Source organism: Bacillus sp. 22483, assembly GCF_052044605.1.
GTDB classification, from domain to species: Bacteria; Bacillota; Bacilli; order Bacillales; family Bacillaceae; genus Bacillus; species Bacillus altitudinis.
In genome coordinates, this window is the sequence record NZ_JBQENU010000008.1 from 1 (window position 1) to 22696 (window position 22696).

Sequence of the window (22696 nt, forward strand, 5' to 3'; positions counted from 1 at the left end):
ATTCCGCAGTAGCTCAGTGGTAGAGCTATCGGCTGTTAACCGATCGGTCGTAGGTTCGAGTCCTACCTGCGGAGCCATGCTTCCATAGCTCAGTAGGTAGAGCACTTCCATGGTAAGGAAGAGGTCAGCGGTTCGAGCCCGCTTGGAAGCTTTCCTCTATATGATAATGGTAAATGTTAAGGTTTCTCGTTGATGAGAAGGCTTTTTTTGTTTGTTTTAAAATAAGTTGACGTTTATTGATCTTAGTTAGGCTCATGAAAATAGAAAATGACTCGAGCGATTTTGATGGAAGCTTTGCCTTAGCTTTCTACATACCCCTTCTATTTGTTCTTGATTCTTCGGCGTATTTCTTTTATCCTTACTAAAGTGATGACTTCCTCTCTTACAAAAGACTCTGTACGTTCCTCTTTTTCCCCGAAATTGAATGGTTATTGTTTTTTCCTTTCTGTATCTCTGGTTTTTATTCGCCTACTTTTTCCTTGTACGGTATGTATATAAAAAGGAGTAGATGGTTTGAAAGATTTATTTGTAAAGCAAGAATGGTTTGGACATGTGTGTCAGGATGTGCTGGCGGGTATTTTAGTGGCCTTGGCTTTGATTCCTGAGGCGATTGCATTTTCGATTATTGCGGGCGTTGATCCTAAGGTCGGTTTGTATGCTTCGTTTTGTATTGCGATTGTGATTTCGTTTGTTGGTGGACGGCCAGGTATGATCTCTGCCGCTACTGGGGCTATGGCGCTGGTCATGGTCAATTTGATTGCAGATCATGGATTGCAGTATTTGTTCGCAGCTACGATTTTAACAGGCTTGATTCAAATTGTGTTTGGATTGTGCCGTGTTTCTCGTTTGATGAAATTTATTCCGAGGTCTGTGATGGTTGGTTTTGTCAATGCGTTGGCAATTATGATCTTCATGGCACAGCTGCCGCATTTCGTTGGGGAATCCATGGCTATGTATGTCATGACAGGTGGAGCATTGTTGATCATTTATGTATTGCCGATGGTCACAAAAGTTATTCCCTCTCCACTTATTGCAATTATTGTGATGACGATGATTGCTGTATTTGGGCATATTGATGTCAGAACGGTTGGGGACATGGGAGAGCTTCCTGGCTCTTTGCCAACTTTTCTTATTCCCAATGTACCGTTTAGCTGGGAAACACTTGCTATCATTTTTCCTTATTCCTTAGCACTTGCGATGGTTGGTTTACTTGAATCTTTATTAACAGCGCAGATTGTAGATGATATGACGGAAACGTCTAGTCGTAAAAATAAGGAAGCGAGAGGCCAAGGAATTGCCAATGTGGTGGCAGGATTTTTTGGCGGTATGGCTGGCTGTGCGATGATTGGTCAATCTGTGATTAATACAAAGGCAGGGGGACGAGGCAGGCTTTCCACCTTTGTGGCTGGTGCATTTTTAATGGTATTGATTTTTGTGCTCGGTGATGTAGTAGTTCAAATTCCAATGGCTGCTCTTGTGGCCGTCATGATCATGGTTTCTATTGGTACTTTTGATTGGAGTTCATTCCAGCAGCTAAAAAAGAACCCAAAAACAGATTCTCTTGTGATGCTTGTCACGGTCGTGACGGTGGTGTTCACTCATGATTTATCCAAGGGTGTTTTTGCAGGGGTGCTGCTTAGTGCCGTATTCTTTGTGGCTAAAATATCAAAACTGCATATTACCTCTACAGAAAGCCAAGCTGGTACATGGGTTTACCGAATTAAGGGTCAAATTTTCTTTGCTTCCGTCACTGAATTGATTCAAGCCTTCCATCATGGAAACGACCTGAACACGGTTGTGATTGATTTGTCTGAAGCGCGTATATGGGACGAATCAGGTGTGGCCGCAATTGAACGTGTGAAGGGAAAATATCGTACAGCTGGTGTAGAAGTGGACGTAGTTGGAATGGATACGTCTAGTCAAAAACTTATGAAACAAGTGATCGGATCTTAAAGAGACTGTTCTGTTTGTTACAATAGAACAAGGAAGAAAGTGAAGGATGGAGGTGGCCGGCATGCTTGTCCGTTTGAATCAGGTGCTCGGCCGGATGATGCCGCTCATTACGCCTGTCAGCGTGCTACTTGGTGTATTATTGGCGGCGTATTTAAAAGATTTCACCTTTTTGGTGCCTTGGGTGTTTGCTGTGATGACATTTTCAGGGAGCTTGTCATCTACTTTTTCAGCTTTAAAATATACGGTGATGCATCCATTGCCTTTGATTTTATCGTTTATGATTTTGCATGTGCTGATGCCCCTTTATGCATGGTCGGCGGGGCATTTGATATTTGCGGGTGATTCTATGACGATCACCGGTTTGACGCTTGCGATGGTGATTCCGACAGGTGTGTCTAGTTTAATATGGGCGGCAATGTATAAAGGGAATGTGGGGTTAACGTTATCTATCATATTAATTGATACATTGCTTTCGCCATTGATTGTGCCAGTAAGCTTGTCAATCTTCGTTGGTACACAGGTCCATATGGACATGGTGGCGATCATGAAAGGACTATTCGGTATGGTGGTGTTGCCCTCTATTTTAGGGATGCTCGTTCGTCAGTATGCAAAGCCATCGGTGACAAAAGCAATGAGTCAGACCTTGGCTCCTTTTTCAAAATTAGGCTTGTTTGTTGTCGTATCGATTAACAGTTCTGTTGTCGCCCCATATTTGCGTGAACTGGATGCGGCGTTTTTTAGCAAAGCAGCGACTGTCTTTTTCATTGCGATGAGTGGGTATGCTTTTGCGTGGTTGATTGGAAAGGCGATGAAATGTACCCAAGGAGAAATTGTGGCGATTGTGTATACGGGCGGTATGCGGAACATTAGCGCGGGTGCTGTGCTTGCCATTAGCTTTTTCCCGCCTGCTGTTGCTGTTCCTGTTGTGATTGGTATGCTGTTTCAGCAAGTGCTTGCAGCCTTGTTTGGCTTTTTACTGCATCGTTTCGAACTGAAAGTACCTGCTGTGACTAAGTCTTTATCATGAAAAAACCTCCATCCTTTAAGGTGGAGGCTTTTTTGCGATTAATAGATGAGGTATTTCTTCCGTTTCTTTTCGAATGTCTTTAGATCATGGTGGTATTGTTTCATGATGTGTTTGATGGAAGTGCCTTTATTGATTTCTTCTTTGATCCAGCTATTCCCGATGAGTTTATCAAAGCTGCCTGTTTGTAGGAATTGAAAGTCATTAGGATACAAGTCATGTATTGCTTTGATGATGGATAGACCTGTTTTGACTGCTTCGAATGATTTTCGGTCTGTGACATAAAGCTGTACCCCGTGAGACAAAGTCCCGGCATGTTTTGAAAAGGTAGGGGTAAATGAAACAGGTCTAAATTGAACGCCTTTTAGTTTTAACCCATTTAAATGATCTGCTAGCTCATTGCTATTGATATATGGAGCGCCAATGAGTTCGAATGGTTTTGTCGTTCCTCTGCCTTCAGAAACGTTTGTGCCTTCGATTAATCCTGTTGCTGGGTAAACAAAGGTACTATCAACGGTCGGCATGTTAGGTGAAGGGAGGACGAACGGCAGCTTCGTGTCATCGAACGTCATGGATCGTTTCCAATGTTTCATTTTGATCACTTTTACATCAGCGTTGATATGAAACTCTTTGTTAAACATGTATGCAAGTTCTCCAGTTGTCATCCCATGTCTTAATGGGATGGGATAGAGACCTACAAAAGAGGCGTGTTCTGGCTCTAATACGGGTCCTTCTACTTTTACCCCACCTATTGGGTTTGGACGATCTAAGACAACAAATGGAATGTTGTTTTCCTTAGCTGCTTCCATTGCATAGGCCATCGTGTAAATATAGGTGTAATAACGAGCACCAACGTCTTGAATATCAAATAGCAGGACATCTACATTTTTGAGCATTTCAGGAGTTGGCTTTCTTGTTTTTCCATAAAGAGAGTAAACAGGCAGACCTGTTTTTTCGTCAGTATACGATTCGACTCCTTCTCCTGCTTGTGCATCACCGCGGACGCCATGTTCAGGCCCATACAAGGCAGTCAGTTTAATATCGGGGTGTTCAAATAGCAGATCGACACTGCTTTTCATGTTTGCATCAATGCCTGTAGGATTCGTAATAAGCCCTACTTTTTTCCCTTTAAGCCAAGAGAGGTTACTTGAGAGCAATGTTTCGATACCTGTTTTGACTGTTGCTTTTTTTCCTTTTGTATCTGTTCGTTCTGAATCTGCGGGGGAGGCGGCGGTCAATGTGCTGATCATGAGAATACTAGCGAGTATCAAGCTTGCTGTCTTTTTCAAGAGAATCCCTCCTATTTGATCTGTTTTCCTTTTAAATTGAGTCCATAGCCAAATGGGTAAAGGGTTTGATTAGGATGAGTGACTGATGGGATAGCGACGGGTAATTTCCCTTTAGGTGAGGCCGCTCCAAAAATCACTTCTAATCCCGCAGGAATATTCGGTTGATTGAATTGTCCGTTTGAGTACCCTTTAAAACCGTACACAGCTAGTAAGGCATCGGCTTCTTCAAAATTTGCCGCATCATAAGGGTTTCGGAGACTCATGATGACCAATTTTTTGTTTTGTGCTGCTGCTTCTTTCATGACAGCACGAGGGAAGGCCGTTGCCCATTTTTTCGGATCCTGTACACCGTCATCAATGACGCCATCATTCACAGCCGGGTCATTTTGGACAACGTAAGAGCCGATAATGACATAGTCAGCATTTTGAATGAGTTTGGCTGTTTCTTTGGAGAAGCTCTTATCTGCAAATGCGTATGATTGGATACGCACAGGTTTGATCTTTTTCTGTTTGATCAGAGATTCAATTGTGACGGACATTGCTTTTGTTTGATCTTCGTACGGTGCCATGAACAAGATTTTGTCATTCTTTTTAGGCTTAAAAGGCAAGGTTTTGTCGTTGTTTTTAAGGAGAGTGATTCCTTCGCGTGCCATTTTTTGTTCTGCTTTTCGGTGCGACTTTTGACCAACGAGCTGTGTGGCTTTTTTGATTTTCTTCTCAAGGCTTACTGATTTATTGGCGGAAATGATGCCGCGTTTGATCTTTAATTGAAGGATTTTTTCGACAGATTGATTGATCTGAGATATCGGAATTTCGTTTGTGAGAACTGCTCTTTTTAAAGCATTGAACACATTCTCTAGGTTTTTTTCTGTCTTTAAGGACGTGACAGGTGCTGGCATGAGGGCAATGTCGACGCCTGCTTTAATAGCCATTACCACAGCTTCTTCCTGTCCGAAGTTGTCTGCAATCGCTTTCATATTGAGGGCGTCTGTTACAACCACTCCTTGAAAGCCCATGTCTTCTTTTAATAAGTTTGTGATGACTTTTTTTGATAAGGTTGCTGGAACCATAATGTCCTCGCCATCTTTTTTGCTTTTATACGTTGTGTCATCAATGGCTGGGAATTGAACATGAGCGGTCATGACCATATCTGCCCCTGCGTTGATTGCTTGTTGAAATGGATACAGCTCCACCTTTTTAAGACGATCTAGATCATGTTCGACAAGCGGAAGTCCGTAGTGACTATCAACAGCTGTATCACCATGTCCCGGGAAATGCTTTAATGTGGAAATGGTCTTTTCCTTTTGAAGTCCTTTCATGGTTTGCAGACCAAGTCTCGTGACAAGTTCGGGGTCAGAGCTAAAGGAACGGACACCAATGACGGGGTTATTCGGGTTATTATTTACATCAAGAACAGGAGAGAAGTTTGTATTGATACCTAGAGCGTTTAATTCTTTGCCGATGATTTTACCAGTGTCATAAGCATTTTTCTTACTTCGAGAGGCACCAATCGACATATTTCCTGGGAAATGTGTTCCCTTTTGTAGTCTTGTGACGATTCCGCCTTCTTGATCAATGGAAATGAGTAAAGGAATGTTGGGTGATGCTTGTTGAAATTCATGTGTGAGTTTGACGGTTTGTTTCGTATCAACGACATTTTCTGCAAATAAGATGACACCGCCTAAATGATATTTCTCTACAAGGTGAGAGACTTCTTTATTCATTTTTGTGAAGCCTGTAGGAGCGGATTCACCTTCTGCTTGCCAATTGCGAAAGTCTGGCATGAGCATTTGGCCAATTTTTTCATCCAAGGACATGTCCTGAACCATTTGTTTGGCAGTTGGGAGAGGGGCGGAGCTCACCTTTTCCGTTGGAATGGAAGAGGTGAACAGGGCCAAAACGAGTGCAGCGGGGAACAGAGCTTTTAACATCAAATTCCTCCTTTTACTTAAAAGATTCGTAGATTGCGGTCATGATGCTTCCATAAGTACCAGTTGGGAAAAGGTCACCTTCAAATTGATTTGGGTTGACTTCAGGTGAAACGACGGGTGAATGTTTTTTATTTGTTAGCAAGACGACGCCTAGATTGTGTTTTGGATCAATCAGTGTCATCGTTCCGGTCCAGCCTGTGTGTCCATATGCTTCTTTACTTGCGTATTTCCCAAACATCCATTCCATGTCAGTATTGCCGTTTTTCCGCCAGCCTAGCCCGTAAGTTGGGTTCGTGTCTGATGATTCCGTAAAGAGATCGATAGAAGCTTGGTCAAAGATGGTTGTTTTCCCATAGCCTCCTTTATTGAGCATCAGCTGAAGCAGTACGGCCATATCTGATGTATTAGAGAAAAGTCCAGCATGTCCGGAGACACCTGCCATTGAGTAATAGGCTTTCTCATCGTGGACTTCACCTAGCAAGGTATACCTGCGAATGTTTTCAAAATCAATGACACCATCTCTTGTATTGCCTAGACGCTCGGTTGCTGCAAAATGCTTTGGCTTGAATCCCTTTTTCAGCGGATTGAACATGGTATGTTTTAGACCAAGCGGCCGATAAATCGTCGACTCTACATATTGATCAAGTGGCATACCGGTTTTTTTCTCAATGATCATGCCTAACAGCATGTAATCAATATCACTATAAATATGCTGAGTGCCTGGCTTGTATTGCAGAGGTACCTTTGGCAGCCATTTCATGGTTGTTTGTCTATCTTGAGAGAAAAAAGAGCCCGCTTGCTCTTTGCTATAAAATAAAACACTGGAAGGCAGTCCGGCAGAATGGGTGAGAAGATCCTTGACTCGAAGCTGATCTTTGCCGGTTACCTTTGCATCTGGTTCATCTTGAAAGTCTGGCAGGATGGTTTGTATTTTTTCATTTACATCTAGTTTTTGTTCATATACTAGCTTTTGCAGGGCATAGTTGGTGGCATACATTTTTGTATTGGATGCCAAATCGAACAGTGTGCTCTTTTTCATTTTCTTATAGAATTTGAGTTCTGTTGTCCCTTTATATTTTTGTCTGTAGCCATAGGCTTTTTGATGGACGATCTGACCATCCTTGATAATGATGAGTGCTGCCCCTGGAAACCCTGCTTTGATATCGTTTTGAATCATGTGATCAACCTTCCTAAGCTGCCTAGAAGAAAAACCTACTTGTTCCGGTCGTTTTGCTTTTTTTAAGACGGGATATTCTTTAGGTGCTGTTTTAGACAAAGACGATACAGGATGGGAGCTAGTTGCAAATGTTTGTACTGGTAACCCTAGGAGCATGAACAGACTTGTGATGATGAGAAAATATTTCTTCAAGAGCTAGACCTCCTATTGCTTATTTTCCTCGAATTCAACAGCCATATCATCATGAAATCCAAATAAGTATGTGAAGATAAATCCAGCGACATATGCAATGAAGAGACCTATTAAGTAAAGCAGCATTTGATGTGTGTGAACGATAAAGGTTAATGGGAGACCTGATACCCCGATTGCTTTAGTGGCGATTTGGAAATAGGCTTGAAATGCTCCGCCGATTCCAGCGCCGAGACAAGCAGTGAGGAAGGGTCTTCCGAGCGGGAGTGTGACACCGAAAATGAGCGGTTCTCCAATTCCAAGCATTCCTGAAGGAAGTCCGCCTGCAATGGCTCTTTTCAGCTTTTTCTTTTTTGTTTTCATATAAATGGCAAAAGCAGCACCGACCTGTCCTGCGCCTCCCATAGCGAGGATTGGCAGAAGCGGGTCATCTCCAATTGAATTAATCAGTTCCATATGAATAGGTGTTAGGCCTTGGTGAAGTCCAGTGACAACAAGAGGAAGGAAGGTCGCACCAAGAACAAATCCGGCAAAAATACCGCCAATGTTTAATAGATAAGTAAGTCCAGAGGTAATGGCATCAGATATAAATCCGCCGACTGGCATGAAGATAACGTACGTGAAAATGCCTGTAATGAGTAGTGTGATGGTTGGTGTGACAATGATATCGAGTGATTGCGGGACGAAGCGTCTGATTCGGGTCTCAACAAGTGCCATAAAAATAGCTGCAAGAAGAACACCGATAAGTCCGCCTCTGCCTGGTAGAATATTAGTGCCAAATAACATAATATCAGCGGCAGCTGGGTTAATGATGAGAATACCTGCTAATGCGCCTAATGCAGGAGAGCCACCAAATTCTTTTGCGGCGTTTGTTCCTACTAATATACCGAGATAAGCAAACAAGCCTGAGCCTATAACGGTTAGGATAATCGCAGCTTGAGATTTTTCATCGAGCCAGCCTGCTTGCACGACCGCTTTTGTAATACCGGTTATAAGACCCGATGCAACGAGTGCTGGAATAATGGGAATGAAAATGCTGGCGATCCGCCGTAAGAACAGCTTGAATGGTGTGCGGTTCTTTTGTGAAATGGCTTGTTTGTTTTTCTGTGCTTCGTTGTTTAAGTCATATGAACCTGAGGCATTGAGCAGTTGTTCAAATGCACTTGATACTTGGTTGACAACACCTGTGCCTAAAATGATTTGCAGTGTTTCCGCTTCGACGACGCCAATGACGCCATCGAGTTCTTTGATCGCGGTGGTTTGCACTTTTTCACGATCAATGGGTGTAATTCGAAGACGTGTCATACAATGTGTGTGGGAAGAGATGTTTTCAGAACCACCACAGAGTGAAAGGATTTCTTTCGCCAACTGCTGATATTTCTTTTGATGACTCATGTTGAATCCCCCTTTGTTTTTCGTTTCATGGAGCGGATGGCATGCCTTGTTTTGTCAATATATTGTGCTGTCTGTTCATATTGACGGGAGGCTAAACTGAGGAACAAGACATCGATTAAATAGAGCTGTGCCATTCTAGAGGAAGTGGCAGCACTGCGAAAAGGTGCTTCATTGGAACCGGACGTTGATAGATGGACATCACACAATGCAGAAACGCTTGTATGCCCTGGATGCGTTAAAGCAATGGTTTTCACTTCATTTTCTTTTGCGAGCTGAAGGGCTTGGATGATGTCTAATGTTTCTCCTGAGAAGGATATACCGAACACAATGTCATTCTTTCCAGCATTTGCGATGACCGTAGATGCGATGTGCATGTCAGTGAAGGCGGTGGCTGCATAATTGATTCTGAGAAATTTCTGCTGGGCATCAGCTGCGACGATGCCAGATGCACCCACACCGATAAAATGGATTTGGTTTGCATTCAGCAGCAGTTGAACAGCTTTTTCTAAAGCTTCTACATTTAAAATAGAGGCTGTATCTTTGATCGATTGAATGGTGTTTCCTGCTGTCTTTTGAATAATGGATTGAAGTGGTTCATCTTGTTCGATATCCCGGTAGCCTTGTTTATCAGTGTGCATTAAGTCTCCAGCGATCCGCATTTTCAAATCGTGATAGCCATCCAGCCCGAGAGACTTACAGAGACGGATGACGGCAGAGCTGCTTGCGCCGGCAGCCTGACTGATTTCATTCACTGTGCTTTTAATGACTTTGTCAGGATGGGCAAGGATATAGTCTGCAATGATTTTTTCAGATTGGGGAAGCTTTGATTTCATTGTGTGTAGTAGGGTGAGTCCGCCTGCTGACATGAGTTACCTCCTTTAAGATTGATGACGTAAGATGGCTTTGTCGATGTGACCATCTGCTTTGTTGAGCAGGTCTTTGGCTGTCTTTTTATCTGTTTTGGTTTGGAGCATGACGATGGCTGTTTTAACTTCTAAATCGGCTGCTTCAAGGGCTTTTACGGCTTGTTCGTAGGAAGCATTGGTCACATGCTGAATGATGGTGATGGCGCGTTCTTTCAGTTTATGATTGCTTACTTTTACATCTACCATCAGGTTTTCATATACTTTGCCTTGTCTGATCATGACAGAGGTGGAAAGCATATTTAAAATCATTTTATGAGCGGATGCGGCTTTCATTCGTGTTGACCCAGTGATGGCTTCTGCTCCTACGACGACTTCAATGGCGCAGTCTGCTAGTTCGCTAATCTCTGCTTGTTCATTGCAGCTGAGGGCTACTGTTTTTGCTCCAATGGTTCTAGCATAGTTTAAAGCGCCAATGATATAGGGTGTTCTACCGCTCGCCGCGATACCCACAACCGTATCTTTTGATGTCAGGTGGATGTGTTCTAAATCTTTTTGACCAGCTTCTTCACTGTCTTCCACATCTTCTGCTGCATGTGAAAAGGCAGAGTCGCCACCGGCCATGATGCCTACGATGACATCAGGTGAAATGCTATAGGTAGGTGGACATTCGACCGCATCCATTACCCCAATTCTGCCGCTTGTTCCAGCGCCTAGATAAATGAGTCTGCCCCCATTCGAGATGGATTCAAAGGCAAAGTCACTTGCTGTCTTTACGTCTGGAAGGACACGGTTGACGGCTTCAGCGACCTTCATATCTTCCGCATTGATCATTTGGAGTATTTCTAGCGGGCTTGCTTGTGAAATTCTCATGGTGTTAGGGTTTCTTGATTCTGTTGTCAAAGAACGCAGTTGAGATGGCTGCATGTGACATACCTCCTTATTTCTTCATTTTCAGTATATTGAGTATGACATGAAATTTCAATATTATATTTAAATACTGAAATTATATTTCAGTCGAAATGTTATGCTGATGAGGGTTGAATAGTTAGAAAATAAAAAAAATAAAAATCCCCTTTACAAAAGGGGGACAACCTGTATATAATAACTTTTGTCAGCTTCACGGAAACAGTAAACTTGACAAACTGGCCCGTTGGTCAAGCGGTTAAGACACCGCCCTTTCACGGCGGTAACACGGGTTCGAATCCCGTACGGGTCACCATCATGTGGAGGATTAGCTCAGCTGGGAGAGCATCTGCCTTACAAGCAGAGGGTCGGCGGTTCGAGCCCGTCATCCTCCACCATATGCCGGTGTAGCTCAACTGGTAGAGCAACTGACTTGTAATCAGTAGGTTGGGGGTTCAAGTCCTCTTGCCGGCACTGTTTTTCTTTTATCAATTCCATATGTGGAGGGGTAGCGAAGTGGCTAAACGCGGCGGACTGTAAATCCGCTCCCTCCGGGTTCGGCGGTTCGAATCCGCCCCCCTCCACCATTTTTGGGCTATAGCCAAGCGGTAAGGCAACGGACTTTGACTCCGTCATGCGTTGGTTCGAATCCAGCTAGCCCAGTTAAGACACCTTTTTTAAAAAGGTGTCTTTTTTTATTTTGACGATTGGAATGTATAACTATTCAAAATATTGTTGAGTTGAGTCAGAAGGCACCGAGAAAGTAAAATATAAGCATGAACGGAAAGGGGATGTACATATGGGAGATCAAAAGAAGGTCACGATTGTCGGGGTACCGATGGATCTCGGTCAAATGAGAAGGGGCGTCGATATGGGGCCGAGTGCCATTCGCTGTGCTGGTGTAAAAGAAAAATTGGAATCGCTTTCATTTGATGTTGAAGATCTAGGGGATATTCCTGTTGAGCAAAGAGATGATGAGAAAGGTCTCTATACAAGTGAAAAACTGAAAAACTTAACGGAGAATGCTGGCGCAAACCAGCTTCTTGCTGAAAAGGTTAGCAGTATTGTGCAGTCAGGTTCGTTTCCGCTGATTTTAGGCGGGGATCATAGCATTGCCATTGGTACATTAGCCGGTGTAGCCAAGCATTATAAAAGTTTGGGTGTCATTTGGTATGATGCGCACGGTGATTTAAATACAGAGGAAACTTCTCCTTCTGGAAATATTCATGGGATGCCGCTTGCTGTCAGTCTCGGCTTTGGGCATGCTGATCTAATCAATATTGGCGGTTATACACCTAAAGTAAAACCTGAGAATGTGATCTTGATTGGTGCTCGTTCTTTAGATGAAGGAGAGCGGGCATTGATTAGAGAAAAAGGCATTAAAGTGTATACGATGCATGAAATCGATCGATTAGGGATGACGAGAGTAATGGAGGAAGCCATTGCGTATTTAAAAGAAAGAACAGATGGTGTTCATTTGTCGCTTGATTTAGACGGTCTTGATCCAGCGGAGTGCCCTGGCGTGGGAACGCCGGTTGCTGGCGGCATCAGTTATAGAGAGAGTCATCTTGCAATGGAGCTTTTAGAGGAAGCAGGGATTTTGACTTCTGCTGAGTTTGTTGAGGTGAATCCGGTATTAGATGAGAAAAATAAAACAGCAGAAGCGGCAGTTGCATTAATTGGTTCTTTAATGGGTGAAAAGCTATTATAGAGCGGGACTTGTTCCCGTTCTTTTTTTAATTTTGGGGAAATTTAAGGATATGTTAAGGTTTTTACCGGCTGATAAGCGTAACATGCTGTCAAAAATTTGTTACACTATTTTTTAGAGGAGAATGAAACCTTTTGGAACGAGGTTCGTATACATAAAGACCGGTGAAGGCAGAGGTTGAATATACTATGGAAACAATGATTAAAAAGAGAATTAAGCAAGTGAAAAAAGGCGACCAGAACGCATTTGCAGACATCGTAGACCTGTATAAAGACAAAATTTATCAGCTGTGCTATCGTATGCTTGGGAATGCACATGAAGCAGAAGATATTGCGCAGGAGGCGTTTATTCGTGCCTATGTGAATATTGAGAGCTTTGATGTGAATCGTAAGTTTTCCACGTGGCTGTATCGCATTGCAACCAACCTGACCATCGACCGTATTCGTAAAAAAAAGCCGGATTATTATTTAGATGCAGAGGTGGCAGGGACAGAAGGACTGAATATGTATTCTCAAATTGCGGCTGACGGCATTTTGCCAGAGGACGAGGTGGTGTCGCTTGAATTATCGAGCACCATTCAGCAAAAAATTTTAAGATTACCCGATAAATATCGCTCGGTCATCGTATTAAAGTATATTGATGAACTCTCGTTAAAAGAAATTAGTGAGATTCTGAATATACCAGTTGGTACGGTGAAAACGAGAATACACAGGGGTAGAGAGGCTCTCCGGAAACAGTTGAGAGACCTTTGAGTGAGGTGATTTTGATGAGCTGTCAGGAAAAAATCGTCCTGCTTATGCATCAGTATTTAGACGGGGACATAGAGCCCGAAGATGAAAAAGAATTAAAGAGCCATCTGCAATCGTGTGAGGAATGCCGTACTCATTTTCAACAAATTGAGAAATCCATCGCGCTCGTGCAGAGTACATCTCATATAGAAGCACCATCTGATTTCACTGCAAAGGTGATGGCAGGTCTTCCAAAGGAGAAAAAGCGTGTGTCGATTCAAAGATGGATCAAAGCTCATCCGCTAATGGTCGCCGCTGCCCTCTTTGTCATATTGATGGGAGGCAGTCTGTTTACTAGCTGGAATACGGATCATAATTTCAGTGTGTCAAAGCAGCCGAATCTCGTGGTTGAAAATGATACAGTGACGGTACCTAAAGGGGAAACCGTCAAAGGTGATGTCACTGTGAAAAATGGCAAGCTGATTGTAGAAGGCAAGGTTGATGGAAACGTAACAGTCGTCAATGGAGAACAGCTGACTGCTTCTGCCGGACAAGTCACTGGTCAAATCAATGAAATTAATGAAGTGTTTGATTGGGTTTGGTACAAAATGAAGTCTACAGCACAAGACGTGATGCGGGTCATTGGGCCAGAGGAGCAAAAGTAAATCAAACAGTTTGAGAGCAGTCTCTAAGGGACTGCTCTTTTTCTATTGATGGACCGACTTGAATGCCAGCCAAATATGGCAACTATTTTCCTTGCTGAAACAAAATGTGGTATAATAGCCACGCTATGTACTTACACATAGGCTCTTTTTTTATAAAAAATGAATCGAACGAAGAATAACTGAAAATTCTGGAGGACGAGGAAATGGCTTTAGGGGATATTCCTTTTTTGCAGTACCTCGGTAATGCTGTTGATATTCTCGTTGTTTGGTATGTGATATATAAATTAATGATGGTCATCCGCGGAACAAAAGCGGTTCAGCTTTTAAAGGGAATTGTCGTCATTGTTCTCGTCAGGATGGGGAGTGCGTATCTCGGTCTTAACACACTTCAATGGCTGATGGATCAAGCGATTACGTGGGGGTTCCTTGCGATCATTATTATTTTTCAGCCAGAGCTAAGGAGAGCGCTTGAACAGCTTGGGCGCGGCCGTTTCTTCTCTAGAAGCGGAACACCTGTAGAGGAACAGCAGCAGAAAACGATCGAGGCAATTACAAAAGCAATTAACTATATGGCAAAACGAAGAATAGGCGCGCTGTTAACGATTGAGCGCGATACTGGGATGAATGATTACATAGAGACCGGAATTCCTTTAAATGCAAAGGTGAGTTCTGAGCTGCTGATTAATATCTTCATTCCGAATACACCGCTTCATGACGGCGCTGTGATTATGAAGCGTGATGAGATTGCAGCTGCAGCGTGTTATTTACCGCTGTCTGAAAGTCCTTTTATCTCTAAGGAGCTCGGTACACGTCACCGCGCGGCAGTTGGTATTAGTGAAGTAACGGACAGTTTAACCGTCATCGTCTCCGAGGAGACAGGCGGCATTAGTGTCGCAAGAAATGGTGATCTCCATCGAGAATTGACAGAAGAAGCGCTTGAAGAAATGCTGATTGCTGAGTTTAGTAAGAACAGCAAAGATGCTTCCTCGACCAAATGGTATTGGAGGGGCAAGAAAAATGGATAAGATTTTGAATAATCGCTGGGCCGTTAAGTTTCTTGCATTGGTCTTCGCTTTATTGCTGTATGGTGCAGTCAATTCAGCGCAAGCGCCCACGCCGAAAAAAATCGGTGAATCCTTTTTCCCAACATCGACAACAGACGAAGCAACCTTAACGGACATTCCTGTTAAAGCGTATTATGATGACGAAAAGTATGTAGTCACTGGTGTGCCGCAGACAGTCAATGTCACGATTAAAGGATCAACTAGTGCTGTGAAAACAGCAAGACAAACGAAAAATTTTGAAATTTACGCAGATATGCAAAACCTTTCGACAGGTACACATAAAGTCGAATTGAAGGCAAGAGATGTATCGAAAGGAATCACGTTAACGATTAATCCGTCTGTGACGACTGTGACGATACAAGAAAAAACGACAGCTGAATTCCCTGTTGAAACTGAATTTTATAATCAAAATAAAATCAAAGACGGCTATTCACCAGAGCAGCCTATTGTGAATCCGAAAAATGTCACGGTTACTGGCTCAAAAGACGTGATCGACAAAATTTCTGTCATTAAAGCATTTGTGAACTTAGAGGATGTCGATCAGCAAATTGAGAAAGAAGCGAAACTCACTGTGTATGATAGCAGTGGGAATGAGCTGCCAGTCGAAGTGAGTCCGTCTGTGGTAGATATTACGGTCCCGATTACGAGTCCAAGCAAGAAAGTTCCGTTTAAGATTGAGCGGACGGGCAGCTTGCCAGATGGGATCAGTATCTCAAGCATCGAGACAAGCCCAAGTGAGGTTACAGTCTATGGTTCTCAAAAGGTGCTGGATGCACTTGATTTTATTGACGGCGTTAAGCTCGACCTAAGCAAGATTAAAGATGATACAGAGATTGATGCCGACATTCCACTGCCAGATGGTGTGAAAAAGGTATCACCTGAAACTGTTAAAATCAAAGTGAAGGTTGCAACAGCTGAAGAAAAAAAGATCGATAATGTCCCAATTTCTGTCGTGGGTCTGAGCAAGGATCTTAGCTCTGAATTTGTGAGTCCGTCTTCTGGGCGTCTCACACTAACAGCAAAAGGTTCAAAGAGTGCAATTGATAAACTAAAGGCTTCAGATATTGAAGCCTATATCAATGTCGGGGACTTAAACGAAGGAACACATGAGGTCAAAGTACAAGTGAATGGCCCTCAAAATGTGACGTGGACATTATCTAGATCGAAGGTCAAAGTGAAACTGACTTCTACTGATACAGAAGATCAGCCGGCTTCTACGAATGATCGGAAAGATCAATCATCCGATGATGATCAGGAAGAGAAGAGTCAAAAGGAATCAACACAAGATAAAGCAAAAAAAGAATCGAGTCAAAGACAGCGGGTCAAAGAAGATAATAAAGAGGACGCAGCGTCCTCTTGAATGGTAAAAAAGGAGCGATTGAAACATGGGCAAGTACTTTGGAACTGATGGTGTAAGGGGTGTGGCTAATAGCGAATTAACGCCAGAGCTCGCATTTAAAATTGGGAGATTTGGCGGCTATGTGCTCACGAAGGATAAAGAACGTCCAAAGGTACTCGTTGGACGAGACACGCGTGTATCTGGTCATATGTTAGAAGGAGCACTCGTAGCAGGCTTACTTTCAATTGGGGCTGAAGTCATGCGTTTAGGTGTGATCTCAACACCTGGTGTGTCTTATTTAACGAAGGCAATGGATGCAGAAGCAGGTGTCATGATTTCAGCTTCGCATAACCCAGTTCAAGACAACGGAATTAAATTTTTCGGCGGTGACGGCTTTAAACTGTCAGATGAACAGGAGAATGAAATCGAGCAGCTGATGGATCAGCCGGTCGATCAATTGCCACGCCCAGTTGGAGCGGACCTTGGAACAGTAAATGACTACTTTGAAGGCGGTCAGAAATACTTGCAATTCTTGAAACAGACAGCAGACGAGGATTTCACAGGTATTCACGTAGCGCTTGACTGTGCACATGGTGCAACCTCTTCTCTTGCAACACATTTATTTGCGGATTTAGATGCGGATGTGTCAACAATGGGAACATCACCAAACGGATTGAATATCAACGATGGCGTAGGTTCTACTCATCCAGAGGCACTTTCTGCTTTTGTGAAAGAAAAAGGAGCGGATATTGGTCTTGCGTTTGATGGCGACGGCGACCGCTTAATTGCAGTCGATGAAAAAGGTGATATTGTAGACGGCGATCAAATTATGTACATATGTGCACGTTATCTAAAGGGTGAAGGCCGATTGAAGGACGACACGGTCGTGTCAACGGTCATGAGTAACCTTGGTTTCTATAAAGCGCTTGAGAAGCAAGGCATTAAGAGCATTCAAACCGCTGTTGGTGACCGCTATGTGGTCGAGGCGATGAAAAAGGATGGCTATAATGTCGGAGGCGAGCAGTCAGGCCACTTGATTTTCCTTGATTACAATACGACAGGTGATGGTATGCTTTCTGCGATCATGCTGGTGAATACACTAAAAGCAACAGGGAAAACATTATCAGAGCTTGCAGCTGAAATGGAGAAATTTCCGCAGCTTCTAGTGAATGTGAAGGTATCTGATAAATATAAAGTGGAAGAAAATGAAAAAGTAAAAGCTGTGATCCAAGAGGTTGAAAAAGAGATGAACGGTGACGGACGCATCCTTGTTCGTCCATCAGGAACAGAACCGCTTGTACGTGTCATGGCAGAGGCGAAAACAAAAGAGCTGTGTGATGAATACGTGGCTCGTATTACGGCTGTTGTCAAAGAAGAAATGGGTATTGAGTAATTGATTAAAGCAAATCGCTAAGCAGCGGTTTGCTTTTTTTTTCGAATAAACGTCATAAGAGGCTGGTCTAGTACGAATGATATAAGCGAGGGCAATTTGCTGCTTGCTTTCATACATAAGAGAGCACATCAAAGGTAGAACGTGACAAGCCTCATCGCATATAGTGTAGGGAGGTCTCACTTTCTCACATGAAAGGGATCACCCGCTAAATTGTGATTGACGGAGGTCAGACCTTATAGTACAATCATCCTTGTGTTACTGGATTTTTATTCTAGCAGGAAAGGCAGGGTAGATGTTCAGCCACTCTTATAATTATAGCGCCCGAACTAAGCGATCGAACGACAGATGCTTAGTTGACGAGGATGGAGGTTATCGAATTTTTCGGCGGATGCCTCCCGGCTGATCAAATATAGAGATCACAGCCGTAAGTGTTTCTTTAAAGCAAAGAGGTGACTCTTTGTACAAAGGGAATACACATGATCTCCCAAATTAAACATGTAGAGAGGGACGAAGAAATGTCCCTTCTATTTTAGTAGGCTTTCTTTGTCCCTTTCACATGATCGGGAGGAAGAATATTTATGTGTGGAATCGTAGGTTATATTGGTCAGAATGATGCGAAGGAAATCTTATTAAAAGGTTTAGAGAAGCTTGAGTACCGTGGGTATGACTCAGCAGGTATCGCTGTGGCAAACGAAGATGGCGTGCATGTGTTCAAAGAAAAAGGACGTATCGCTGAGCTTCGTGAAGTCGTTGATGCAAACGTGGCATCTTCAGCAGGAATTGGACATACACGCTGGGCAACACACGGTGTACCAAGCCATCTAAATGCGCATCCGCATCAAAGTGCTTCTGGCCGTTTTACGCTTGTTCATAACGGTGTCATCGAGAACTATGTACAATTGACACGCGAATATTTACAAGACGTCACACTAAAAAGCGACACAGATACAGAGGTTGTTGTTCAAGTCATCGAACAATTTGTGAACAGAGGTCTTGATACAGAGGAAGCTTTCCGTCAAACGCTTCTTCAACTAAAAGGCTCTTACGCAATTGCCCTTTTCGATAACGAAAACAAAGAAACAATCTATGTGGCGAAAAACAAAAGCCCATTATTGGTTGGTTTCGGCGAAGATTTCAACGTTGTGGCTTCTGACGCAATGGCGATGCTTCAAGTAACAAACGAATATGCGGAATTAATGGATAAAGAAATGGTCATTGTTACTAAAGACGAGGTTATTATTAAAAACCTTGACGGTGATATTATGACACGTCCTTCTTATATCGCTGAGCTGGATGCAAGCGACATTGAGAAAGGCACATATCCTCACTACATGTTAAAAGAAACGGATGAACAGCCGCTTGTTATGCGCAAAATCATCCAAGAATATCAAGACGAAAACGGCAAGTTGTCAGTCGCTGGCGATATCGCAAGCGCAGTAGCAGAAGCAGACCGCATCTATATTGTGGCTTGCGGAACGAGCTACCATGCTGGACTTGTTGGTAAACAATACATTGAAGACTGGGCGAAAGTACCTGTAGAAGTCCATGTAGCAAGTGAATTCTCTTACAACATGCCGCTTCTATCGAAAAAACCGTTGTTCATCTTCCTTTCTCAATCTGGGGAGACTGCGGACAGCCGTGCTGTACTTGTTCAAGTCAAAGAACTTGGTCATAAAGCATTAACGATCACAAACGTACCAGGATCTACGCTTTCTCGTGAAGCAGACTTCACATTGCTTCTTCATGCAGGACCAGAAATCGCAGTGGCTTCAACAAAAGCCTACACAGCACAAATCGCTGTTCTTGCGATCCTTGCATCTGTTGCAGCTGAATTAAATGGTCAATCTCTTGACTTTGATCTTGTGAAAGAGCTTGGGATTGTAGCAAACGCAATGGAAGCCCTTGTCGATCAAAAGGATGAAATGGAACAAATCGCTCGTGATTTCTTCACAGTGACACGTAACGCATTCTTTATCGGAAGAGGACTTGACTACTATGTGTGCCTTGAAGGTTCACTAAAATTAAAAGAGATCTCTTACATCCAAGCAGAAGGATTTGCTGGCGGAGAACTCAAACACGGCACGATTGCTTTAATTGAAGAAGGCACACCGGTCATTGCCCTTGCCACGCAAGAGCATGTGAACCTCAGCATTCGCGGTAACGTCAAAGAAGTCGTTGCACGCGGCGCAAACCCATGTGTCATCTCACTAAAAGGCCTAGAAGACGAAGGCGATCGTTTCGTCCTTCCAGCTGTACACCCAGCACTTGCACCACTTGCATCTGTTGTTCCATTACAGCTAATCGCTTACTACGCAGCCCTTCACCGCGGGTGTGATGTGGATAAACCACGTAACCTTGCGAAGAGTGTGACGGTGGAGTAGGAATTAAATCAGACTTTGGTTGCAGCTTTGAGTTAAAGTTAGAACAGTTGTAAAAAAGTTACACCGTTTTATTTTACCCCTTTGGATTTTTTTAATCTAAAGGGGTGTTTTTATGTCAAAAAGAACTAGAACATCTAAAATCGAAAAAGGGATTAAAGACAGCAATTATTTAAAGGAAACTTCGCCAAGCAAGACGTGAATCGAGTGAAGGTGCAATTATTTGGGAGCGTAGGGAGCAAGGTAGTGGAGAGAGGAAGTTCTTTTTAGAAACACTATGGTAGTTACAATGTTTAAAGATACGCTCAGAGCTCACAAAAGACGTCAAGAGGGTATTTTGTTATGAAAAAAAGATAACCATCTGTAGCGGTAAATTTCTTTAACTGGCTCAAGAAAGGGAGATTATTACACCCAAAGTGTTATGAGAAACAGCAAAAAAAGATATGGAAATTATCGAGCGTAATAATGACTTTGCAGCGATGTATGAATACGACGACATTATGATTAATTTAGATGAGTTGATGATGAATCATAAGAGAAATACGCAGTATGAAGGAGGAGTTAAGGATGCGATGAAAAAGCGGCAGAATAAGTTAGAGTAAAGAAACAGGATATGATTGAAAGTTTGTATGTAGAGGTTATAGAACCGTGGATTATTGGTGATATTCCATCAAATAATTAATCTATGATTATCAAAAATGTATTTGAAGAAAATCAAGTAGAGGTATAATACAATAATTTCAAAAGGTTAGTAACCGAGAAGTTGTTGGTATTTAATGGGTAATTGGAGTAGAATAAGAAAAAGTAAATCCTCTCAGCAAGTATTGCCATGATCAGAGTTAGCGAAGAAGGCTACAAAAAATAAACAACATGTTCACATGCTTTTAAAAGAAAAAGTACATTAAGAATTCGATGTTGGAATTTTATTTCTAAGTCTAAGGAGGCATAAGAATGCATTTATATTGCGAAAAAATTTTATTTAATAAAAAAACTAATTCATACGAAATTATACTAGATTTTAGTTTAATTAAGGATTTAGAAGTGGTTTCTGATATGTTTAAATTAACATATGAGGATTCTAATCAAACGTTATTAGTACTTTCAAATTTAAAATTTGAAAGTTATAAAGGATTTAAATCTGGGTATTGGTATGACTTGCCTGAAGAATTCTTTAGGGTATTTGAGTTAGTAAATGAACATACTGAAAACTCTAGAGTAATAGCAGAATTAGAACACAGGGACAGTGCTTTTTTAGATGTGCAGCGATATAGGACTAAAGAAAATTTGTATATTAATACAACAGAAGAACGTATAGTCGAGTTTAAAGATTCTAAATTTTATAGTGATCTAAGAGAAGTAACAGATGAAATAGGTAATTTAGAATTAATTGTACGAAATGTAGGATGTGGAAATTGGAATGAGATAAAGTCGGAGGATTTCTGGTTAATTTATGATTTGGGAGGAGATGTGAAATTTACTGATAAGGAAATGCAATCAATATTATCTAGAATATCTTTTAAACAGAATTTTATTGGAGTAATTAGCCATTGGGATTTAGATCATTATAGAGCAATTCTAGACATGGATAGTTCACAGCTAAGTTTAATGAAAAATATAACTGTCCCTTCTAAAATGCCCAACACTATTCAATTACGAAAAACAATATCAAGATTGAGAAGTTTAAAAATTCCTATAAATATTCTTTTGCCAGCATTTAAAAGAGGGCGTTCGATAGATTTAATTTCTCAAGGTAAGTTGGGCCAATTTGAATTGTTTCGTTCATGTGATGGAAGTAATATTAATCAAAGCGGTATTTTACTTGTAGTAGAAGGTGTTAGAAAAGTAGCTGTTTTAACAGGTGATCATCATTATCCTCAAATTTACAACAGTGTTTTTTCTACATTTAGACCAAAGCCATATGAATTAGTTGTACCTCATCATGGAGGGCACGCTGGGAAATTTAAAATAGCTGATTGGAGTACGATTAACTTTTCTTCAGGAGCTTTATCTACAAAAGGTAATAGTTATAGAAATTTACCCCAAAACGCTATACATAATTTTTTCGTAATGCATACAGCCTTTCATTGTACAGATTGTGCGGCAAGAGATTATGTAACGTGCCTATAAATTTAGATGAAATGAAAAAAGGATTATTTAAATAATTATTCAGTCTAATCTAATAGATGTAAAAAATTAATAAAAATACAGGATGATAAGATGCTATCTTTGAAGGAGAGTTTGAAACAACGATTGAAATAATGAGTAAGAAGCTAAATAAATAATACTTATTACGTCGTTCACTCGCTAGGTTTTTACATCGTTAGAACGTTTAAGTGGAATAAGTATTCTATTAGATGAATTATATCAACCTGCTAAAGTTAATATATTTGAGCCCAATGGTATATGAAATGTATTTTAATTTATTAGACTATAGTTAAAAAATAATCAATCTTTTTATAAAAATTTAACACTATTAAAATTAAACCCACTTACATTTTGCTTAATTATTATTTAAAACGCGTGGGTTTCTTCTATAAATCGTGTTTTTAATTCCATTTATATATAATTGTATAAAAGTGTATTTTGTGTCAAAAGAACCATTATGATACAAAATTGGTAGTGTAGTGATCTTTTATTAACAGGTTATAATAATTCGTATAATATTTGAAGCTTGTTTTCTTTTCAAAATATAGA

At 41.7% G+C, this 22696-nt stretch carries 17 protein-coding genes and 7 tRNA genes; 18 read left to right on the top strand and 6 right to left on the bottom strand.

The features are described from left to right. The first annotated feature begins 2 nt into the window (after window positions 1-2). From ACTJJQ_RS12775 to ACTJJQ_RS12790, 4 genes are all read left to right on the top strand, one after another. A tRNA-Asn gene (locus ACTJJQ_RS12775) sits at window positions 3-77 on the top strand. Window position 78: 1 nt separating this feature from the next. Further along, window positions 79-151, top strand: a tRNA-Thr gene (locus ACTJJQ_RS12780). A gap of 362 nt (window positions 152-513) precedes the next feature. Continuing rightward, the gene (locus tag ACTJJQ_RS12785; protein WP_440600252.1) at window positions 514-1953 is read left to right on the top strand and encodes a SulP family inorganic anion transporter; all 1440 of its coding nucleotides are present in this window, start codon (window positions 514-516) and stop codon (window positions 1951-1953) included. 61 nt (window positions 1954-2014) lie between these two features. Beyond that, entirely contained in the window at window positions 2015-2980 is a 966-nt protein-coding gene (locus tag ACTJJQ_RS12790; RefSeq protein ID WP_440600253.1) for a bile acid:sodium symporter family protein, read from the top strand. 38 nt (window positions 2981-3018) lie between these two features. Here ACTJJQ_RS12790 and ACTJJQ_RS12795 read toward each other — a convergent pair whose 3' ends face one another. From ACTJJQ_RS12795 to murQ, 6 genes are read right to left on the bottom strand one after another with little or no spacing between them, the layout of a single operon-like run. Beyond that, complete coding sequence (locus tag ACTJJQ_RS12795) at window positions 3019-4227, bottom strand: exo-beta-N-acetylmuramidase NamZ family protein (RefSeq protein ID WP_409333915.1); 1209 nt, start codon at window positions 4225-4227, stop codon at window positions 3019-3021. 50 nt (window positions 4228-4277) lie between these two features. Next, window positions 4278-6197, bottom strand: a complete 1920-nt coding sequence (locus ACTJJQ_RS12800) for a glycoside hydrolase family 3 protein (RefSeq protein ID WP_440600254.1) — start codon at window positions 6195-6197, stop codon at window positions 4278-4280. 13 nt (window positions 6198-6210) lie between these two features. After that, entirely contained in the window at window positions 6211-7566 is a 1356-nt protein-coding gene (gene pbp4b, locus ACTJJQ_RS12805; RefSeq protein WP_242731427.1) for a penicillin binding protein PBP4B, read from the bottom strand. A 12-nt stretch (window positions 7567-7578) separates the two neighbouring features. Then, window positions 7579-8958: a PTS transporter subunit EIIC gene (locus ACTJJQ_RS12810; protein ID WP_008344031.1), complete on the bottom strand. Its 1380-nt coding sequence runs from the start codon at window positions 8956-8958 to the stop codon at window positions 7579-7581. Continuing rightward, window positions 8955-9824, bottom strand: a complete 870-nt coding sequence (locus ACTJJQ_RS12815; protein WP_242731429.1) for a MurR/RpiR family transcriptional regulator — start codon at window positions 9822-9824, stop codon at window positions 8955-8957. Before ACTJJQ_RS12815 ends, ACTJJQ_RS12810 begins: the two co-directional genes overlap by 4 nt. 12 nt (window positions 9825-9836) lie before the next feature. After that, a complete protein-coding gene (murQ, locus tag ACTJJQ_RS12820) occupies window positions 9837-10748 on the bottom strand; it encodes an N-acetylmuramic acid 6-phosphate etherase (RefSeq protein WP_047946090.1) in 912 nt (303 codons plus the stop codon). A 220-nt stretch (window positions 10749-10968) separates the two neighbouring features. On the opposite strand from murQ, the gene ACTJJQ_RS12825 reads away from it, so the two are divergent. The 14 genes from ACTJJQ_RS12825 (at window position 10969) to ACTJJQ_RS12890 (ending at window position 22129) form a co-directional block, all read left to right on the top strand. After that, window positions 10969-11043 (top strand) — tRNA-Glu (locus ACTJJQ_RS12825). Window positions 11044-11049: 6 nt separating this feature from the next. Then, window positions 11050-11125: transfer RNA gene (locus tag ACTJJQ_RS12830), tRNA-Val, on the top strand. 3 nt (window positions 11126-11128) lie between these two features. Next, window positions 11129-11201, top strand: a tRNA-Thr gene (locus ACTJJQ_RS12835). Window positions 11202-11229: 28 nt separating this feature from the next. Beyond that, window positions 11230-11314: transfer RNA gene (locus tag ACTJJQ_RS12840), tRNA-Tyr, on the top strand. A gap of 4 nt (window positions 11315-11318) precedes the next feature. After that, a tRNA-Gln gene (locus ACTJJQ_RS12845) sits at window positions 11319-11390 on the top strand. A 136-nt stretch (window positions 11391-11526) separates the two neighbouring features. Then, window positions 11527-12438, top strand: a complete 912-nt coding sequence (gene rocF / locus ACTJJQ_RS12850; protein ID WP_072367588.1) for an arginase — start codon at window positions 11527-11529, stop codon at window positions 12436-12438. A 185-nt stretch (window positions 12439-12623) separates the two neighbouring features. Next, window positions 12624-13187, top strand: a complete 564-nt coding sequence (gene sigW, locus ACTJJQ_RS12855) for an RNA polymerase sigma factor SigW (protein WP_007498553.1) — start codon at window positions 12624-12626, stop codon at window positions 13185-13187. A 14-nt stretch (window positions 13188-13201) separates the two neighbouring features. After that, complete coding sequence (gene rsiW / locus ACTJJQ_RS12860; RefSeq protein WP_008344028.1) at window positions 13202-13828, top strand: anti-sigma-W factor RsiW; 627 nt, start codon at window positions 13202-13204, stop codon at window positions 13826-13828. 203 nt (window positions 13829-14031) lie between these two features. After that, window positions 14032-14853: a diadenylate cyclase CdaA gene (cdaA, locus tag ACTJJQ_RS12865; protein ID WP_008344027.1), complete on the top strand. Its 822-nt coding sequence runs from the start codon at window positions 14032-14034 to the stop codon at window positions 14851-14853. Continuing rightward, complete coding sequence (locus ACTJJQ_RS12870; protein WP_440600255.1) at window positions 14846-16252, top strand: CdaR family protein; 1407 nt, start codon at window positions 14846-14848, stop codon at window positions 16250-16252. The genes cdaA and ACTJJQ_RS12870 overlap by 8 nt, the downstream gene beginning before the upstream one ends. Before the next feature lie 25 nt (window positions 16253-16277). After that, window positions 16278-17624, top strand: a complete 1347-nt coding sequence (gene glmM, locus ACTJJQ_RS12875) for a phosphoglucosamine mutase (RefSeq protein ID WP_008360584.1) — start codon at window positions 16278-16280, stop codon at window positions 17622-17624. Window positions 17625-18202: 578 nt separating this feature from the next. Next, window positions 18203-20005 carry a glutamine--fructose-6-phosphate transaminase (isomerizing) gene (glmS, locus tag ACTJJQ_RS12880; protein ID WP_007498541.1) on the top strand — a complete coding sequence of 601 codons (1803 nt, stop codon included), beginning with the start codon at window positions 18203-18205 and terminating at the stop codon, window positions 20003-20005. Between the two features lie 440 nt (window positions 20006-20445). Continuing rightward, window positions 20446-20604, top strand: coding sequence for a hypothetical protein (locus ACTJJQ_RS12885; protein WP_440147948.1), 159 nt, complete (start codon window positions 20446-20448; stop codon window positions 20602-20604). A 349-nt stretch (window positions 20605-20953) separates the two neighbouring features. Next, a complete protein-coding gene (locus ACTJJQ_RS12890) occupies window positions 20954-22129 on the top strand; it encodes an aldolase (protein ID WP_440600256.1) in 1176 nt (391 codons plus the stop codon). Window positions 22130-22696 lie beyond the last annotated feature (567 nt).

Bases quoted from the DNA above. Each gene is read 5' to 3' on its own strand.
- ACTJJQ_RS12790 (WP_440600253.1), top strand. From the start codon at position 2,015: ATGCTTGTCCGTTTGAATCAGGTGCTCGGCCGGATGATGCCGCTCATT.
- ACTJJQ_RS12795 (WP_409333915.1), bottom strand. From the start codon at position 4,227: ATGATCAGCACATTGACCGCCGCCTCCCCCGCAGATTCAGAACGAACA.
- ACTJJQ_RS12800 (WP_440600254.1), bottom strand. From the start codon at position 6,197: ATGTTAAAAGCTCTGTTCCCCGCTGCACTCGTTTTGGCCCTGTTCACC.
- ACTJJQ_RS12810 (WP_008344031.1), bottom strand. From the start codon at position 8,958: ATGAGTCATCAAAAGAAATATCAGCAGTTGGCGAAAGAAATCCTTTCA.
- ACTJJQ_RS12815 (WP_242731429.1), bottom strand. From the start codon at position 9,824: ATGTCAGCAGGCGGACTCACCCTACTACACACAATGAAATCAAAGCTT.
- murQ (WP_047946090.1), bottom strand. From the start codon at position 10,748: ATGCAGCCATCTCAACTGCGTTCTTTGACAACAGAATCAAGAAACCCT.
- rocF (WP_072367588.1), top strand. From the start codon at position 11,527: ATGGGAGATCAAAAGAAGGTCACGATTGTCGGGGTACCGATGGATCTC.
- sigW (WP_007498553.1), top strand. From the start codon at position 12,624: ATGGAAACAATGATTAAAAAGAGAATTAAGCAAGTGAAAAAAGGCGAC.
- rsiW (WP_008344028.1), top strand. From the start codon at position 13,202: ATGAGCTGTCAGGAAAAAATCGTCCTGCTTATGCATCAGTATTTAGAC.
- cdaA (WP_008344027.1), top strand. From the start codon at position 14,032: ATGGCTTTAGGGGATATTCCTTTTTTGCAGTACCTCGGTAATGCTGTT.
- ACTJJQ_RS12870 (WP_440600255.1), top strand. From the start codon at position 14,846: ATGGATAAGATTTTGAATAATCGCTGGGCCGTTAAGTTTCTTGCATTG.
- glmM (WP_008360584.1), top strand. From the start codon at position 16,278: ATGGGCAAGTACTTTGGAACTGATGGTGTAAGGGGTGTGGCTAATAGC.
- glmS (WP_007498541.1), top strand. From the start codon at position 18,203: ATGTGTGGAATCGTAGGTTATATTGGTCAGAATGATGCGAAGGAAATC.
- ACTJJQ_RS12885 (WP_440147948.1), top strand. From the start codon at position 20,446: ATGGAAATTATCGAGCGTAATAATGACTTTGCAGCGATGTATGAATAC.
- ACTJJQ_RS12890 (WP_440600256.1), top strand. From the start codon at position 20,954: ATGCATTTATATTGCGAAAAAATTTTATTTAATAAAAAAACTAATTCA.